Below are 15,863 nucleotides of genomic sequence, written 5' to 3'. Positions count from 1 at the left end.
ACCGTCGCTAATCGCCGTCGGGTTATAAAGCCGGCGCACGCGCGCGGGCGTGTGAGTCGAGGCGGGCGGACGGCCTCGGCCAGGCAGCGCGCAGTCCGGCCTCGCGTATGCGGATTTTTCCCACAGCTACAAGCCGCGCCCTCGCGTACCGATCGCCGATGCTACCGATCGCGGACTCCTTCGAACACGTTCACCGGGGCTGCGAGATCCGGTACGGACGGGGCCGAATCGACGACCTCGGCGACTGGCTCGGCGAGCGGGGCCTCGACGACGCGCTCGTCGTCTGCGGCTCGAACACCGGCGCGAACGACGCGCTGATGGACCCGGTCCGAGAGGGGCTCGGCGACCGGCTCGCCGGCGTCTTCGACGGGACGACTCCCGACAAGCGAGTAGAGACCGCCTACGACCTGCTCGACGCGCGGGCCGAGGTCGGCGCGGACGTCCTCGTCGCGGTCGGCGGCGGCGCCAGCCTCGATATCGCCAGACAGGCGACGCTGCTCGCCGCCGACGGCCGCGACCTCGGCGAGATCCGCGCCGACGCGGAGGCCGGGCCGGACGCACTCGGCGACCTCGCGCCGGCGAGCGATCCCACATTCCCGTCCGTCGTCGTGCCGACGACGTTCGCGGGCGCGGACGTCTCGACCGGCGGGTCCTTGGAGGTCTTCGCGGCCGACGAGTCGCCGACCGGCCAGCCGGTGAACGTCAGCGGGAGCGACGCGTGGCCGATCGCAGACGTCGCCGACCCGGCGCTGTTCGAGACGACCCCGCAGTCGGTGCTGGCCGGGTCCGCGATGAACGGCTTCGACAAGGGGATCGAGACGCCGTACGCCCGCGACGCCTCGCCCGTGAGCGACGCGGCCGCGGTCCACGGGCTCCGCCTCCTCTCGGACGCCCTCCCGCGCGTGGCCGGCGACCGGCCCGGCGGCGAGGAGGCGACCGACCGAGCGGTCGTCGGGGCGCTGCTCGTCCAGCTCGACCGGAAGATCAGCGTGATCCACGCGTTCGGCCACGGGTTCGCGCGCCGCTACGACGTCCAGCAGGGCGCGATCCACGCGGTCGTGGCGCCCCACGCGCTGGCGTACCTCTTCGACGAGGTCGACGCGAGCCGCCGGGCGCTCGCGGCCGGCCTCGGCGTCCGGACCGACGGCCGCGACGACGACGCGATCGCGGAGGACGTCGTCGAGGCGGTCGCCGAGGTCCGCGACGCGCTCGACGTTCCGAGCCGCCTCCGAGACCTCCCCGAGACCGACGAGGACGACCTGCCGGCGATCGCCGAGTTCGTCGCCGAGGACCCTCCGATGGAGCGCGCGCCGGCCGACCTCGACGCGACCGCGGAAGGAATCTTAGGCGTGCTGCGCGCCGCGTGGTAGGCGCGGCGGCGCTTCAGTCGGCAGACGACTCTGCCGCGTACGTCTCCAGCGCGGTCAACCGCCCGTCGTCGACGGAGAACACGTCGACGAACGCGAACAGCTCCTCCCCGTCGTTGTCCAGCAGTCGACCGCGGACGGCCACGCCGGGGCCGGCGGGGTACACGCGCTCGACCGCGTGGGTCGTGTCCGTGTTCGGCCGCTCGTCGCGCATGAACGCCACGAAGCGGTCGCGTCCCTCGAAGGTTCGATCGGGGCGCCGCTGGACGAAGTCGGGAGCGAGCAGCGACGCCAGCCGGTCGTACTCGCCGGCGTCGAGCGCGTCGTAGTAGGCCCGAGCGAGCGCGGCGGGGTCCGGGTCCGCGGCCGGCGCCGCTTCCCCCTCCCCGCCCTCACGCCGCGAGGGCATCGAACTCCTCGGCCGAGGTCCGGGTTCCCTTCGAGATGATCACGTCGCCGCCGCGCAGCGTGGTGTCGATGTCGGGCCCGACCAGCCACTCGTCGTCCGCGCGCCGGATCGCGAGGACGCTCGTCGAGATGTCGGTCGCGGGCACGCCGTCGACAACCGCGGTCCCGTCGAGGTCGCTCCCCGCGGCGACCTCGGTCCGGGTGATGATCTCGTCGGACTCCTGGACCGCCATCTCCACGACCGGGTGAACGTCGAGGTCGCGGCGGACGCCCTCGGTGATCGCGAGCGCGGCGTCGGAGATCTCCTCGGTCGCGACGCCGAGGTGGATGAGCCCGCGCAGCGACACCGGGTCGTCCGCCTCGGCCGCGGCCCGGAGCGTCCACGCCTCGAACCGCGACTGTAGGGCGTCGACCTCGATCTCTAAGTTGCTCACCTCCTCGGCCAGTTCCTCGTTGTCGAAGAGGACGGAGCCGTACGCGAGGTCGACGGCGAGCTCCGAGAGGTTCTTCATCAACACGATCGAGTCGACCGCGCGTTCGAGGTCGTCGATCGCGGGCTCCGCGGGCGGGTCGGGCTCGAACGGCTCGCCGCTCAGCTCGGGGTAGACGTCGGCGATGCCCCCCTCGGGGCCGCGCAGCAGCGTCACGTCGCCGGCCTCCAGCCGAGTTGTCGGCCCGGGGTTGAGGATCCAGTCCTCGTCGCGCCGGACGGCGATCACGCGGACGCCGGTCACCGATTCGAGGTCGATCGCCTTCAGCGTCCGTCCGGCGTACGCGGAGTCGGCGGCCACGGTCCCGCGAACGAGCGTCTCGACGCCCGCCGACAGCGCGCCGCGCATCGCGTCGGGGAGCCCGATCTCCTCGGTGACGATCTGGGCGATGTCGCCGGCCGCGTCCGCGATCTTCTCCGCGGCGCCGACGACGCCGAGGACGGGGGCGAGCGTCTCCGCCTCGTTCGGATTCCGCGCCGCGAGCATCAGGCTCATCCGGGCGCGAAGCTGGAGCACGTCCATCCGGTGTTCCAGTTCGACGACCTCGTGCGCGACCGTCGGGCTCCCGTGGAGGACCGCCGAGTACGACAGGTCGATAAGCAGCTCCGCGGTGTCTTTCATCTCGACGAGCAGGTCCTTGACGCTCGTCGGCTCGTAGCGGACCGTGCGCTCGTCGAAGCGTCCCATGCGACTCCCTCACCGGCACCGAGTAAAAGGCTTGTTGCGGGGGCGGTGAGACGGTCGCGGCGAGGGTGACGGCCGGGTCAGAGCGCGTCGCCGGCGACGTATCCCGGCCCCTCCTCGGGCGGTCTCGGATCGCCGTCGACCGGAGCCGCGAGGTCGACGAGCGCGAGCCAGCCGAGCAGCCGCGCCGCGCGGTCGCGCCACGCGGCCTCCCAGTCGGGGTTCCGGGCGCGGTCGTGACGCGGGACCCGGTCGCGGGTGGCCGCGAAGAGGTCGGCGGCAGTCAGCGGATCGTCGGGCGAGGCCTCCCGCAGCGCCGCGAGCGCCTCCGGGACGAGGAGGACGCCGTCGCGGAGCCCTTCCCGGACGCGCTCGGGGGTCGGTTCGGCGTCGGCGCGGACGAACCCGCGCGAGGTCTCTTCGGCGAGGCCGAGCGCGCGCAGGAACGCGAGCCAGTCGTTCGCGGTCTGCCGGTCGGGGAGGTCGCGGCGCCGCCGGAGTCGGGCGCAGCAGTCGTCCGTGTCGCCGGGGACGAGCGGGACGGCGCGCTGGTACTCGCTGAGCGCGTCGAGATCGGCCGGGGGTTCGGGGACGGGTTTGAGTCGCACGGGAGCGTGAGAAGGGTTACGCGGCGGTCAGCGGTAGCCGAACGACTCCGCGAGCAGCTCCTCGTCGGTCTCGCCGACGGTGTAGACGGGGCCGTCGACGACGTCGACGGTGACCTGCGCGGGGGCGAACACGCTCTCCGGCACGTCGTAGAAGTCCCAGTCGGCGTCCTCGAACACGTCGACAAAGGGGGTTCCGTACTCCTCGCTGGCGGTCGAGACGATCTGGTCGAAGCGGTCGTCGTCGCGCGCCACCTGGAGGTGGACCTGCCCGCCGTACGCCAAGGCGTCGTTGGTGCGACCCATCGCCTCGGTCTCGTCCCGGGTCGGGGGCGCGAGCGGCGCCGAGCCGGAGGCGTGGAGCACGTCCGTGGGCTCGTAGCCGACCTCCAGCAGGCGGAAGACGGCGAGCTCGGCGGCGCGCGCGGCGGTGGTGACGGAGCCGGCGGTCGAGCCGGTGGCGAACGTCGGGAGGAACACGCCGTCGGCGTCGACCTCTGCCATGTCGGCGACCTGCTCGGCGACCTCCTCGTCGGGGAGCGTCGTCGACTCGATCGCGAGCGTGGCGAACTCCGAGGAGTCGTAGTAGCCGACGCGCTCGAACTCGGTCTCGCGGCCGACGAGGGCGCGGGCCGGCCCGGAGCCGAGCCCCTCGAAGCCGCCCTCGGTCGTGAGCTCCCAGCCGGCCTTCTGCGAGCAGAGCAGCGCCACGGCGGGGTGGTCCGTCGACAGCTCGACGTACTGGCGCGGCGCGCCCGCGAGCTCGCCCATCCGGGTCTGGAGGTTCGCGAGCCCGGCGGTCTGGATCTCCGCGAGCAGCAGTCCCGCCTCGACGCCGCCGGCCGCGTCGATTCCGAAGTCGACGACGGTGGCGCCGTTGTCCAGCTCGTAGCCGACGACGTCCAGCTCGCCGGCGAAGTCGAGCGCCTCGTCGACCAGCTCGATCGCGGTCCGATTGATGCTTTCCATACGAAACGGTACTCGCTCCCCGTTTAAGGGGTTTGGCTGTTCGACTCGCGGGCCGTGACGACGTGCTAATTTAAAAACGAACGCACCTAGCGATCGGTCATTTATAAGCCAGCGGTGCTGTTGGCGCGTGCCCGTGAGCGGCCGCCCACGGCGGCCGCGAACGGCACCGCGCGAGGGAGTCAGTCGCCGGAGCGAAGCGGAGGCGACTGACGAGGCTGGGGAGGTGTGAGGTGCGGTCGCTGTGCGGGGCGGGGCTCAAAGGGGCAGTCGCGAGGACGAAGCACGGCGACGCAAGCACTGGAGGGAGCGAACGGAGTGAGCGACCGAAGCGCGCAGCGAGCCGCGCGAGTCCTCGCGGCTGGGGCTTTGGAGGAGTTCGTCGCCGATCCGTTGACGGAAATTTATAAGCGAGCGGCTGGGGCTTTGGAGGAGTTCGTCGCCGATCCGTTGACGGAAATTTATAAGCGAGCGGCTGGGGCTTTGCCGGTGTTCGCCGCCGATTCACTGCGATTATTTATAAACGGGCGAGTAGGGCCTTGGCGGTGATCTCTGTCGATCTGCGAGCGTCGGTTTATAAACAGGCGACTGAAACTTCGGCGGGATACCGGTGGTCCGCGGCCGCTCATTTATAAATAACCTCGCGATGCGAAGAGCGTCGCTCTCAGCTCAGCGGCAACTGTTTATAAATGCGAAGTCACCGAAGCCGACGCCGGACTGCCGAACCGCGCCGACAGTCCCGACGACCGTCACTCGCTGATGAAGTACCGGTAGCCGCCGAGCGCAACGGCGAGGACGGCAGCCGCCGCGCCGACGAGAAACAGCGCGGTGCTGCCGGAGTCGTAGCCGTATGGGACGGACAGATCGGTCCACCGGTCCAACGCGAGGAGGGCGACCGCGAGGAGGGCGACGGCCACGCCGACGGCCCTCCCGAGCGGGGAGTTCGATCGGCTGCCGGGCATACGCGGCGATTCCGGCCTTCAACTGAAGTATTTTCCGGCGTAACGGATGCTGCCGTCCGAACGGGGGTCGACCCGACCGCTCACCAGAAGCCGCCGTCGGAGTCGTCCGGCCCGCCTGCCTCGCCGGGGCCGGGCGGACCGCGGGGACCGCTCGGCCGCGGGTCAGGGTTGATCTCAACGGGTTCCGACTCCGCTCGCGGATCGATCTCGCGGCCCTCCTCGTAGCGGACGAACGAGAGGTAGAACGGCTCGCCGCAGCCGACGCCCTCGCTGTCGGGTTCCCGGTACGGTTCGTCGCCGCCGACGTCGGTCCCCCGAACCCCGTCGTGCGGGTCCCAGTCGACGCCGTCGCTCTCGCCGCAGACGAACCGGACGCCGTCTGCGTCGACCTCGTCGCCGTCCTCGCCGCTGTCCGCACCCCCACCGCCCTCTTCCGCGTCGAACGGCTCGGTCGGCGCGACGTAGGTCCACCCTTCCAGCGGATACGGCGTCACCGACTTGTCCGCGAGGTACCCCTCGCGTTCGAGCGCGACGAGCGTCCCGCAGTGCGGACAGTAGTACGTGACCGGGTAGCTCATACCGGACATACGAGAGCCATTTATAAACAGCCGTCGCCGTCGCGTCAGGTATTTGATCGCTCGGGCCGACAATCCGACATCTCATCCGATACCCCCGCTGACGGCTCGGACGCATCGGACGACACCTCCGGACTCGTCACCCGACGACGGCTCCTCTACGGCGTCGCGGCCGGGGTCGGCCTCCTCGGCGGCGGCGGCCTCTACGTCGCGAACGAACTCGACGGTGATGCCGGCGGGTACGAGGCACCCGAAACGCAGCCGATGGTGTCGACGCGCGACCGCCTCGACACCGACGATTCGACGGAGCGGTCGGGGTCGTGGGCGTTCGACGGGGCCGACTCCGTGGTCCTGTTCGTCCACGGTCTGGGCGCGGACGCCGAGTCGGCCCGCGACCTCGCGTACACCGCTCGGCTCGGCCTCGACGCGGCGATTGAAACCGGCGGAGAGGCCAGCGACCGCCCCGTGATCGGCTACTCGTGGGCGTCGAACGTCGACTGGGGGCCAGCGAAGGAGACCGCCGACGCCAACGCCGTCCCGCTCGCCGACTGGCTGACGGCGTGGGCGGACGAAGATGGGCGCCCGGTCCACCTGTTCGCCCACTCGCTGGGCGCCCGGGTGACGGGGGCGACGCTCCGCGAACTCGCGGCCCGAGAGCGGCCCGACGCCCTCGCCTCGGTCTCGCTGTTCGGCGGGGCGGTCCCGCACGACAGCGCGGCCGTCGACGGCCGATACGGGCCCGCGATCGCGGCGCTCGACGCGCCGGTCTACAACTTCCACAGCCGGAACGACCGCGTCCTCGGCTGGGTGTACCGCGCGTCGGACCGGACGCGCGCGGTCGGGCACGGCGGGCTCCCGGACTCCGCGATCGCCCCCGAGAACTACGCGGACGTCGACGTCACCGACCTGGTCGCGGACCACTACTCGTACGTCGAGCCGGAGGAGGGGTGCCTGCCGCGCGCGGTCGGCCGACTCGGATTCGAGTAGCCCGCCGGCGCGGCGAATCGCTCCGAGCGCCTCGGAGCGTCCCACCGCCGGCTCGCCCCCGGAACCCCTTTTACCGGCGCGGTCGACCGTTCGGGCATGATCGACGAGACCGTCGCCGAGATCCGGGCGATGCGGACCCACAGCACGTCGGCGGTGGCCGTAAAGGCGACGCGGTCGCTCGCGGACCTGCTTGACCGCGAGTACGTGACCGTCGACGAGTTCGAGCGCGACCTCGAACACAACGCGGGCGTGTTGCGCCGGTCGAACCCCTCCCACGCCGCGCTCCACAACGCGATGCGCGACGTGGAACGCTCCATCGTCGGCGAGGCGACGAGCGTCGAGGGCGCGAAGCAGCTGTTGGAGGACGTGATCGCCCGCGTCACCGAGGACATCGAGACGGCGAAGGGTGAGGCGGCCGCCAACGCCGCCGAGCGCATCGAGGACGGCGACACGCTGCTCGTCCACGACTACTCGACGACGGTGTTGGAGGCGATCGAGAACGCCGCGCGCGACGGCGCGCACCTCACCGTCTACGTCACCGAGGCGCGCCCGCGGACGCTGGGCCGCAAGACCGCGCGCGTCCTCGCTGGGATGTCCCGCGTCGAGACGCGGATGGTCGTCGACAGCGCGATGGGGTACGCGCTCCGCGACTGCGACCGCGTCCTGCTCGGGATCACCTGCATCACCGGCGGGACCTACTACAACCGGATCGGCACCTTCCCGCTGGTGGTCACCGCCCGCGAACTCGGTGTCCCCGTCACGGCGGTCGGCTCGGGCGCGAAGACAATCGAGGAGTTCCGCTTCGAGAACGAGTTCCGCGACGCCGTCGAGGTGATGCGCGAGCCGGTCGAGGACGTCGAGATCGAGAACCCCAGCTACGACGCCACGCCGATCGGGATGATCGACACCGTGATCACCGACGACGGCGTCTGGAACTGAGCGGCGCACGGGCAAGTCGCGCGTGCCGCACCGATTATCGTCGTACTTCTCGAGCGCCGTCGCACCCGCCCGAACGCCGCGTAGCCGGCCGAACGGCTCCGTGTAGCCCAAAACGCTTTGTGCGTGTACCGTGTTAACGGGTACAATGAGCGTTCATCCGGGTTCGACGGCGGTTTTTCAGATTCCAGATCAGGGGGTGACGGGTGCGAACTGCGCGAGCGGCTGGTGCGAGCTGTGGGCGGTCGCGACCGAGCCGGGAGTGATCACGGCGGTCGCGCTCGCCGGCGTACTCGCGCTGTTGGCGTTCGCGTACGTCCGCGACGCCGAGGCGGCCTGCCGCCGCGAGCGCCGCCGCGTCCTCGACGAGCGGGACGCGTTCGAGTCGTTCGCCGATCGGGTCGCGGGGATCGACACCGTCTCCGTCGCGACGGACGCGACGCCCTCGGGCGTGCCCGCCGGCGCGCTCCGCGGACTCGACGGCCCCGGCGGCGGCCGATCCCCCGGAAACGGGCCAGCGAGCGACAACGCGACGCTGAGGCGGGTGATGGCCGCGTACCACGACACCGTGTTGTCGCTGCCCCACTACCGGGCCGAGTACGACGAGTCGGCCGCGGAGAGCCTGGCCGCGGAGCTCGGCCCGGACACCGCGACCGCGCTGGCGTCCGACGGCGGGCTGTCGAGCGGCGCCCGGTCGGCGCTCGTCGACCGGAGTTGCCGCGCAGCCGAGGCGCGCGATCAACTCGCCGACGCGATAGACGAAGAGATCGGCGAGCTGGGCGACCGAGAGACGACGCTGTCGTCGATCGACCGCCGCCGCCGCCGGCTGATCGGTCACTTGGAGGGGATCCGTTCCGGCCGGGAGGCCGACGCGGCGATCGACGTCTGGAACCGGTTAGCGGAACTCGAAGAGGAGTGCGACGACCTCGCCGCCGATCGGCAGCGCTCGCTCGACGACCCGCCGCTGACCCCCGAAACGGCGCTCGACGGCGACCACGAGCGCCCGTTCTACGACTACCTCTACGGCTGCACCGACGGGCCGCGCTACCCGGTCCTCGCGCAGATCGCGGAGGTCGCCGACGGGATCCGCGCGGACAGAGACCGTGTCGGCACGCGGATCGCCGGCGGCCGCTGACCGCCTGGTAGTCGCGGTTCGTCCGCTGGGCGCCTACTGACCGTCCGCTGGGCGCCTACTGACTGCCCAACGGCCGCGCCGAGCGGAGAGAAACTCAAAACTACCGGATTGTTTATGAAGGTAGGGCGGGACTGAGCGTGTATGAGTTGGCAAGCGGCGGAACGAGCGTTCACGGACGACGCGGTCGCCCGGGAGGCGCTCCCCGAGATGTTCGAACGCACCGCGGAGCGACACGCGGACCGGATCGCGCAGCGGTACAAGGGGGGAATCCACGACCGGTCGCTCGTCGCCGCCGGGGTCGTTCCGGAGGCGCCCGCGGGCGAGTACGCCGACCTGACGTATACCGAGATGCGCGGGATCGTCCGGAACCTCGCCGCGGGCTTCCGCGAACTCGGCGTCGACGACGACACGCGAGTGGCGATGTACTCGCAGACGCGCATGGAGTGGGCCCAGACCGACTTCGCGGCGCTGGCCGCGGGCGCCGTCGTGACGACTGTCTACGCCTCGTCGTCGCCGAGGCAGTTGCGCTACCTGCTGGAGGACCCCGAGGCGACCGTCGTCGTCGCCGAGGGCCGCGAGATGCTCGAGGACGTGCTCGCGGTGCGCGGCGACCTCGAACACGATCTCGACGCGATCGTCACCGTCGACGACGTGGACGCCGACGAGATGTCGGCCGCGGACGTCGGTGTCGACGCCGACGCGCTCGACGACGGCGCCCTCGACGACGTGTACACCCTCGGCGAGGTCCACGAGCGCGGCGCCGCCGCGTTCGACGAGGCGACCTACGAGGGGTGGATCGACGCGGCCGACGTCGGCGACCTCGCCAGCCTCATCTACACCTCCGGCACCACCGGGAAGCCGAAGGGCGTCCGGCTCACACACGCCAACTTCCGGGACAACGTCTCGCAGTGTTACCGCCGGTTCGCGGACCGCCCCGACCGCGACCCGGACGTGCCGGGCATCTCCGCGGAGACGACCACCCTCTCCTTCCTCCCGCTCGCGCACGTCTTCGAGCGGATGGCGGGTCACTACATGATGTTCGCCGCGGGCGCGACCGTCGCGTACGCGGAGAGCCCCGATACGCTCCGGGAGGACTTCGGGCTCGTGCGCCCGACGACGACGACGACCAGCGTCCCGCGCGTCTACGAGAAGCTGTACGACGCGATCCGCGAGCAGGCGAGCGAGTCGCCGGTGAAGGAGCGCATCTTCGAGTGGGCGGTCGACGTCGGCCGCGCCCACCACGAGGCTGACGACCCCGGCGCCCTGCTCGACGCCAAGCGCGCGGTCGCCGACCGGCTCGTCTTCTCGTCGGTCCGGGACGCGATCGGCGGCGAGGTCGACTTCTTCATCTCGGGCGGCGGGTCGCTGTCGGCCGAGCTGTGCGCGCTGTACCACGCGATGGACCTCCCGATCTTAGAGGGATACGGCCTCACGGAGACCTCCCCCGTCATCAGCGTCAACCCGCCGGAGGCGCCGAAGGTCGGGACGATCGGCCCGCCGGTCGTGAACACCGAGATCGCGATCGACGGCTCCGTCGTCGGGCAGGAGGTCGCGGACCTGGACGGCGACGTGGGCGAGCTGCTCGTCCGCGGCCCGCAGGTGACAGACGGCTACTGGAACCGCCCGGACGCGACCGCGGAGGCGTTCGTCGACGCGGACGACCTCCCCGACGACGTCGTCACCGCCGGGACCCCGCCCGACGAGCGTGTCGGCGTCGGTGGGGACGGCCTCGACGACGGCGGCGACGGCGAGACTGCCCGAGAAGCCGACGCGGCGGCGGCCGCCGCGCAGCCGTGGTTCCGCACCGGCGACATCGTCCAGCTCCGGCCGGACGGGTACATCGCCTTCCGCGAGCGCGCCAAGCAGCTGCTCGTGCTCTCGACCGGGAAGAACGTCGCGCCCGGGCCGATCGAGGACCGCTTCGCCGCCAACGAGTTCGTCGAGCAGTGCGTCGTCCTCGGCGACGGGCGGAAGTTCGTCTCCGCGATCATCGTCCCGAACTTCGAGAAGGTCGCGGCGTGGGCCGACGCCGAGGGGATCGACCTGCCCGAAGAGCGCGCCGAGGTCTGCCGCGACGACCGCGTTCGCGAGCGGATTCAGGAGGAGGTCGACCGCGTGAACGAGGAGTTCGAGTCGTACGAGAAGATCAAGCAGTTCCGACTCGTCGAGGAGGAGTTCACCGAGGACAACGACCTGCTCACGCCGACGATGAAGAAGAAGCGGCGGAACATCTTGGACCGATTCGCCGACGAGGTCGAGATGATCTACGAGGAGTGACCTGACCGGTCGAAGTTCAACGTGACCGGTCGGCCGTCGCCTGACCCGACCGGTCAGTCGTCGCCCGGAACGCGACCGGCGTCGTCGACGCCGGCGGCGTCGGACGGCGTCTCGTCGGCCGGCTCGCCGAACGCGTACACCGTGTTGTGCCCGGTCACCTCGACCGTGAGGAAGTCGCCGACCTCGACGCCGCGGTCGGTCGCGTTCTGGACGATGATCTGTCGGTAGGCGCCGTCGCGGCACTTCACGGAGTCGCCGGTCCCCTCCTCGACGACGAGCACGTCGTGGGTCTCGCCGACCATCGACTCGTACGCCTCGCCGACGACCTCCATCTTCAGCTCGGACATCGCCTTCGAGCGCTCCTTCTTGACGGTCCCGCCGAGCCCCTTCATGTCGGCGGCGTCGGTGCCGGGGCGCTTCGAGAAGCGGGTGACGTTGATCTTCTCCGGGCGCACCTCGGCGAGCAGGTCCATCGACAGCTCGTGGTCGGCGTCGTCCTCGGTGGGGAAGCCGACGATGAAGTCGGTCGAGAGCGTCCAGTGGTCGAGCCGGTCGTCGAACGTCGCGACGACCTCGCGGAACTTCTCGACGCGGTGCTGGCGTCGCATGTCGGCGAGCACGTCGTCGGAGCCGGACTGGACCGGGGCGTGGATGAAGTCGTACAGCTCCTCGTTCGCCGCGAACACCTCGGCCAGCTCCTCGTGAATGCCGTGGATCCCGCCGGGGTTCGCCATCCCTAAGCGGACCCGGAACTCGCCGTCGATGTCGCAGATGCGGTCGAGCAGCTCGGGCAGCTTGCGCTCGCCGTTATCCCAGCCGTAGACGCCCGTGTCCTGGCCGGTGACGCGGATCTCCTTCGCGCCGGCGTGGACCAAGGCCCGGGCCTTCTCGACGTTCTCCTCGACGGACGGGGAGTCGACGCGGCCGGTGGCGAACTTGGTGATACAGTACGAGCAGTTGCTCATACAGCCGCGCGCGATGGGGAGGATCCCGACGACGCCGTCGAGGACCGGCTCGGCGTCCGACGTGACTGTGGGACACTCGCCGTTGAGGACGTAGGAGGGGACCTCGTCCCAGTGGAGGATCTCGGCGTCGACGTCGGCCTCGGCGAACATCTCGCCCTGCGCGAGTGCCATACAGCCGGTGACGACGAGCTCCGCCGTCATATCCGACAGCTCCTCGGCGCGGCGGAGCATGTTCCGCTCGGTCTTCTCGACGACGGTACAGGTGTTGAGGATGGCGACGTCCGCGTCTTCGGGGCCGTCGGCCGGGCGGTGCCCCCCGTCGCGGAGGGCGCGCTCGATCTCCCGGCTCTCTCCCCGGTTCGAGCTGCAGCCGTAGGTTTCGATGTGGTACGTCGCCATCGGAGTGAGTACGCTATCGGTCCCGGGGGCAAAAGCGCGACGGATCGGGGCGTCGGTTCGTCGGCGGGGCGTCAGTTCGGCGGGCTGCGGGGCTCAGTCCTCGGCGACCGCGGCGGCCGGCGCGTCGGCCTCGGAGGCGGACTCGGCGGCCGCCTCCGGCTCGTCGACCGCGTCGCGCTCCGCAGGCGGGACCGCCTGATAGACGGACCGGCGAGCGTCGCGGGGGCAGAGCCCCTCCTCGACGAGTCCGACCTCAGTGAGCTTCTCGACCGCGAACCGGACGGTGCGCGTCGAGAGGCGGGTCTCCTCGGCGAGGCCGGTCTGGTCGAACCGGCCCTCGGCGTCAAGCACGTAGTAGACCAGCTTGGCGCTCGGCGGGAGCGGTTCGAGCAGCTCGCGGGTGCCTTCGTCCATACGTAACGTACAGGGGCGAATCGCGCATAACCGTGGCCCGCCTGTGCGCCCGGTGCGCACGCCAACCGGGTTTTTATATAGTTGTTTGGTCTCGGAACTCGAACCGAGCGCCGTCGTCGCCGTCGATCGACAGCTCCCAGCCGTGCGCGGCCGCGATCTCGCGCACGATCGCGAGGCCGAACCCCGTCCCGTTCGGCGCGCTCGAACGGCCGTACTCCGTCGCCTCCTCCGGGTCGATGTCGAAGCCGACCCCGTCGTCGGCGACGTAGAACCCGTCCGGGAGCGACCCGACGGAGACGGTGAGGTCTGCGGCGTCGGTGTCGCGTTCGGCGTCGGTGTCCGAGCTGTGCTCGACGCTGCCGTCAGGGTCCGACCGACCGTTCGTGGAACCGTGTTCCACACTATTTGTGAACAGGTTCTCGAACAACGTGCGGAGCCGCTCTGGGTCCGCCTCGATCGCGGCCGTCGCCTCGGAGACGTCGAGCGTCGCGTCGTCGGTGTCGACGGTGCGCCACGCGCGCTCGGCGGCCTCGTCCAGCGGGACGGACTCGATCTCGTCGACGGTCCGCCCCTGCCGCGCCAGCGCGAGGAGGTCGTCGATCAGCTGCGTCATCCGGTCGTGCGCGTCCTCGACCCGGTCGAGCTCTTCGATGACGGCGGCGTCGTCCGTCAGCGACCGGGCCAGGTCGGTCCGCCCGGCGGCGACGTTGAGCGGGTTTCGGAGGTCGTGGGAGACGAACCCCGCGAACTTCTCCAGCCGGTCGATCTCCCGCTGGAGCGCGGCGTCGCGGTCGCGGAGCTGCTCGGTCCGCTCGGCGTGGTCAAGCGCGACCGTGACGTTGGCGGCGAGGACGCGGGCCAGCTGGAGGTCCGTGTCGTCGAAGAAGCCCGGCTCGCGCGACCCGAGCGGCATCACGCCGTGCTCGCCGAGGGGAACAACGAGGAGGCTCCGGTGGTCGCCGTACCCGACCGGGCTGTCGACAGCGTCGAGGTCGTCGACCACGATCGGCTCGCCGTCGTCGAACGCGTCCCAGATGCGCCCGTCGCCGGGGCCGAACGCCGGTCGTTCGCCGAGCGCCTCGGTCGCCTCCGCGCTTATCGCCGTCGGGCGGAGGACGTTCGCCTCGGGATCGTACAGCCTGACGCCGCTGCTTGGGAACTCGAGGATGTCGATCGCCGCCCGGGCGGCCACCGCCGCGACCCCCTCGCGGTCCTCGCCGCCGAACATCTCGCGGGTCGTCGCGTGGAGCCGCCGGAGCGTGCGCTCGACGCGCTTCTGTTCGCCGATGTCCGCGTAGACGCTGTAGATGACGGTCTCGTCAGGCTCCATGACCGGGATCACGTGGAGGATGAAGTCTCGCAACCCGTCCGTGGTCCGACGACGCACTTCGAGCCGGGAGGGCTCGTCGCGTTCGAGTACCGACTCCGGGTCGAGTCGGTTGGCGTCGTCCGGGATAATCGCCTCGCGGACCTCCTCGTACCCGCTGTCTGCGCCGTAGCCGAACGTCCGCTCGAACGCGTCGTTCGCGGCGTCGAGGCGGCGCTCGCTCTCCCCGAGCGCGACGGTACGCACCGCCGGGAGCGGGAGGTCGTGGAACAGCGCCGTCAGCCGGTCGCGCTCCCGCCGGAGCTCGGCCTCCGTCTCGATCCGCTCGATCGCGTTCGCGGCGTGCGAGGCGATCAGTTCAGCGAACTCCACGTCGCGCTCGTCGAACGCGGCGTAGCCGTTGGAGACGGCCTGCAACACGCCGTGCGAGCCGATCGGAACGCTGATCGCCGACCGGATGTCGTCGGCGACCGGGTCCGCCACCTCGGACCCCTCCCGCCGGTCGGCCCCGGCGGTCGGCCGACCCGGGGAGGAGGGGTCCTCTAACTCGTCCGGGTCCGCGGGGTCGACGCTGAGGTTGTCGACCACCATCGTCTCCTCCTCCGCGACCGTGGTCCCGACGACGCCCTCGCCGACCTCGAACGTCCGGACCTCGTCATCGGTGACGCTCTCGGAGAGTACGGCGGGGACGACCCGGTCGCCGTGCCGGCGGGCGGTGACGCAGCGGTCGAACTCAAGGATCTCCTCGGCCGCGTCGACCGTGCGCTCGAACACCGTCGAAACCTCGGTCACGGACGCCAGCGCCGTCGCAAACTCGTGGATCGCCGTGACCTTCGCGTTCACCTCGCGGAGGTCGCGCTCGGCCCGGCGGCGGCCGAGCGCGTTCGCGACGCTGTTGGCGAGCATCTCGTAGCGGTCCCGGCCCGCCCCCTTCTGGAGGTAGTCGGTGACGCCCGCGGAGATCGCGTCGCTCGCGATTTCCTCGCTCCCCTTCCCCGTGAACAGCACGAAGGGGAGCCCCGGGTCGATGTCGCGGATCGACTCCAGCAGTTCGAGCCCGTCCGCCCCCGGCATGTCGAAGTCGCTGACGACGCAGTCGACGCGCCCCTCGCGGACTACGTCCAGCGCCTCGTCCGGCGACAGCCGCGTCACCGTCTCGATCCCGTCCACGAGCCGCTCGACGTGAGTCGCGGCGAGGTCGGCCGCCCCGGGCTCGTCGTCGACGAACAGGACGCGGCTCGCGCCGCCGTCGCCGGGCGGTCCCGACGAGTCGTTCGCATCCGCACCGGGGTCGGGCGGCGGGTCGTCGGGGGCGGGACTCATGCTGTGTGTGTGTTTCCCTACCAGTAATTTTAGTTTTCGCTT

The 15,863-nt window shown here is 71.0% G+C and carries 14 protein-coding genes; 5 read left to right on the top strand and 9 right to left on the bottom strand.

Annotated features, from left to right (window positions below):
- Positions 1-158 precede the first annotated feature (158 nt).
- The gene (locus J7656_RS08335) at positions 159-1,370 is read left to right on the top strand and encodes an iron-containing alcohol dehydrogenase family protein (protein ID WP_017343332.1); all 1,212 of its coding nucleotides are present in this window, start codon (positions 159-161) and stop codon (positions 1,368-1,370) included.
- 13 nt (positions 1,371-1,383) lie between these two features.
- Here the strand turns inward: J7656_RS08335 and J7656_RS08330 are convergent, their stop codons facing one another.
- The 6 genes from J7656_RS08330 to J7656_RS08305 all read right to left on the bottom strand — a co-directional run bounded on the left by J7656_RS08330 (position 1,384) and on the right by J7656_RS08305 (position 6,061).
- Positions 1,384-1,776 carry a nuclear transport factor 2 family protein gene (locus tag J7656_RS08330; RefSeq protein ID WP_017343333.1) on the bottom strand — a complete coding sequence of 131 codons (393 nt, stop codon included), beginning with the start codon at positions 1,774-1,776 and terminating at the stop codon, positions 1,384-1,386.
- The gene (locus tag J7656_RS08325) at positions 1,760-2,953 is read right to left on the bottom strand and encodes a potassium channel family protein (RefSeq protein ID WP_017343334.1); all 1,194 of its coding nucleotides are present in this window, start codon (positions 2,951-2,953) and stop codon (positions 1,760-1,762) included. Before J7656_RS08325 ends, J7656_RS08330 begins: the two co-directional genes overlap by 17 nt.
- A 77-nt stretch (positions 2,954-3,030) precedes the next feature.
- Complete coding sequence (locus J7656_RS08320; RefSeq protein ID WP_017343335.1) at positions 3,031-3,558, bottom strand: double winged helix-containing putative transcriptional regulator; 528 nt, start codon at positions 3,556-3,558, stop codon at positions 3,031-3,033.
- A gap of 27 nt (positions 3,559-3,585) precedes the next feature.
- Entirely contained in the window at positions 3,586-4,524 is a 939-nt protein-coding gene (gene mch / locus J7656_RS08315; RefSeq protein WP_017343336.1) for a methenyltetrahydromethanopterin cyclohydrolase, read from the bottom strand.
- Between the two features lie 746 nt (positions 4,525-5,270).
- Positions 5,271-5,483: a hypothetical protein gene (locus J7656_RS08310; RefSeq protein ID WP_017343337.1), complete on the bottom strand. Its 213-nt coding sequence runs from the start codon at positions 5,481-5,483 to the stop codon at positions 5,271-5,273.
- Between the two features lie 80 nt (positions 5,484-5,563).
- A complete protein-coding gene (locus tag J7656_RS08305) occupies positions 5,564-6,061 on the bottom strand; it encodes a DUF7969 family protein (RefSeq protein WP_017343338.1) in 498 nt (165 codons plus the stop codon).
- Positions 6,062-6,322: 261 nt separating this feature from the next.
- Here J7656_RS08305 and J7656_RS08300 point away from each other — a divergent pair, with 261 nt between their 5' ends.
- The 4 genes from J7656_RS08300 to J7656_RS08285 all read left to right on the top strand — a co-directional run bounded on the left by J7656_RS08300 (position 6,323) and on the right by J7656_RS08285 (position 11,393).
- Positions 6,323-7,045: a DUF726 domain-containing protein gene (locus J7656_RS08300; RefSeq protein ID WP_017343339.1), complete on the top strand. Its 723-nt coding sequence runs from the start codon at positions 6,323-6,325 to the stop codon at positions 7,043-7,045.
- A gap of 96 nt (positions 7,046-7,141) precedes the next feature.
- A complete protein-coding gene (locus J7656_RS08295) occupies positions 7,142-7,984 on the top strand; it encodes an eIF2B alpha/beta/delta subunit family protein (RefSeq protein WP_017343340.1) in 843 nt (280 codons plus the stop codon).
- A 145-nt stretch (positions 7,985-8,129) separates the two neighbouring features.
- The gene (locus J7656_RS08290; RefSeq protein ID WP_026046227.1) at positions 8,130-9,116 is read left to right on the top strand and encodes a DUF7260 family protein; all 987 of its coding nucleotides are present in this window, start codon (positions 8,130-8,132) and stop codon (positions 9,114-9,116) included.
- A gap of 141 nt (positions 9,117-9,257) precedes the next feature.
- On the top strand, positions 9,258-11,393 hold the full coding sequence (locus J7656_RS08285; protein ID WP_211553025.1) for an AMP-dependent synthetase/ligase: 2,136 nt from the start codon (positions 9,258-9,260) through the stop codon (positions 11,391-11,393).
- A 53-nt stretch (positions 11,394-11,446) separates the two neighbouring features.
- Here J7656_RS08285 and J7656_RS08280 read toward each other — a convergent pair whose 3' ends face one another.
- The 3 genes from J7656_RS08280 to J7656_RS08270 all read right to left on the bottom strand — a co-directional run bounded on the left by J7656_RS08280 (position 11,447) and on the right by J7656_RS08270 (position 15,821).
- Positions 11,447-12,757 carry a tRNA (N(6)-L-threonylcarbamoyladenosine(37)-C(2))-methylthiotransferase gene (locus tag J7656_RS08280; protein ID WP_017343343.1) on the bottom strand — a complete coding sequence of 437 codons (1,311 nt, stop codon included), beginning with the start codon at positions 12,755-12,757 and terminating at the stop codon, positions 11,447-11,449.
- 93 nt (positions 12,758-12,850) lie between these two features.
- Positions 12,851-13,171 (bottom strand): helix-turn-helix domain-containing protein, encoded by a 321-nt coding sequence (locus J7656_RS08275; protein ID WP_017343344.1) that lies wholly within the window; start codon positions 13,169-13,171, stop codon positions 12,851-12,853.
- A gap of 73 nt (positions 13,172-13,244) precedes the next feature.
- The gene (locus tag J7656_RS08270; protein WP_211553023.1) at positions 13,245-15,821 is read right to left on the bottom strand and encodes a hybrid sensor histidine kinase/response regulator; all 2,577 of its coding nucleotides are present in this window, start codon (positions 15,819-15,821) and stop codon (positions 13,245-13,247) included.
- Between the last annotated feature and the right edge of the window lie 42 nt (positions 15,822-15,863).

This window comes from Halorubrum ruber, from assembly GCF_018228765.1.
In the GTDB taxonomy this organism is placed as follows: domain Archaea; phylum Halobacteriota; class Halobacteria; order Halobacteriales; family Haloferacaceae; genus Halorubrum; species Halorubrum ruber.
Note: the sequence above shows the minus strand (reverse complement) of the source record. Positions and strands in the feature narration are given on the sequence as shown.

Excerpts from the sequence above, each read along its gene's own strand:
- J7656_RS08325 (WP_017343334.1), bottom strand. The coding sequence starts at position 2,953 with ATGGGACGCTTCGACGAGCGCACGGTCCGCTACGAGCCGACGAGCGTC.
- J7656_RS08270 (WP_211553023.1), bottom strand. The coding sequence starts at position 15,821 with ATGAGTCCCGCCCCCGACGACCCGCCGCCCGACCCCGGTGCGGATGCG.
- J7656_RS08335 (WP_017343332.1), top strand. The coding sequence starts at position 159 with ATGCTACCGATCGCGGACTCCTTCGAACACGTTCACCGGGGCTGCGAG.
- J7656_RS08300 (WP_017343339.1), top strand. The coding sequence starts at position 6,323 with ATGGTGTCGACGCGCGACCGCCTCGACACCGACGATTCGACGGAGCGG.
- J7656_RS08275 (WP_017343344.1), bottom strand. The coding sequence starts at position 13,171 with ATGGACGAAGGCACCCGCGAGCTGCTCGAACCGCTCCCGCCGAGCGCC.
- mch (WP_017343336.1), bottom strand. The coding sequence starts at position 4,524 with ATGGAAAGCATCAATCGGACCGCGATCGAGCTGGTCGACGAGGCGCTC.
- J7656_RS08290 (WP_026046227.1), top strand. The coding sequence starts at position 8,130 with ATGAGCGTTCATCCGGGTTCGACGGCGGTTTTTCAGATTCCAGATCAG.
- J7656_RS08305 (WP_017343338.1), bottom strand. The coding sequence starts at position 6,061 with ATGAGCTACCCGGTCACGTACTACTGTCCGCACTGCGGGACGCTCGTC.
- J7656_RS08280 (WP_017343343.1), bottom strand. The coding sequence starts at position 12,757 with ATGGCGACGTACCACATCGAAACCTACGGCTGCAGCTCGAACCGGGGA.
- J7656_RS08330 (WP_017343333.1), bottom strand. The coding sequence starts at position 1,776 with ATGCCCTCGCGGCGTGAGGGCGGGGAGGGGGAAGCGGCGCCGGCCGCG.
- J7656_RS08285 (WP_211553025.1), top strand. The coding sequence starts at position 9,258 with ATGAGTTGGCAAGCGGCGGAACGAGCGTTCACGGACGACGCGGTCGCC.
- J7656_RS08295 (WP_017343340.1), top strand. The coding sequence starts at position 7,142 with ATGATCGACGAGACCGTCGCCGAGATCCGGGCGATGCGGACCCACAGC.
- J7656_RS08310 (WP_017343337.1), bottom strand. The coding sequence starts at position 5,483 with ATGCCCGGCAGCCGATCGAACTCCCCGCTCGGGAGGGCCGTCGGCGTG.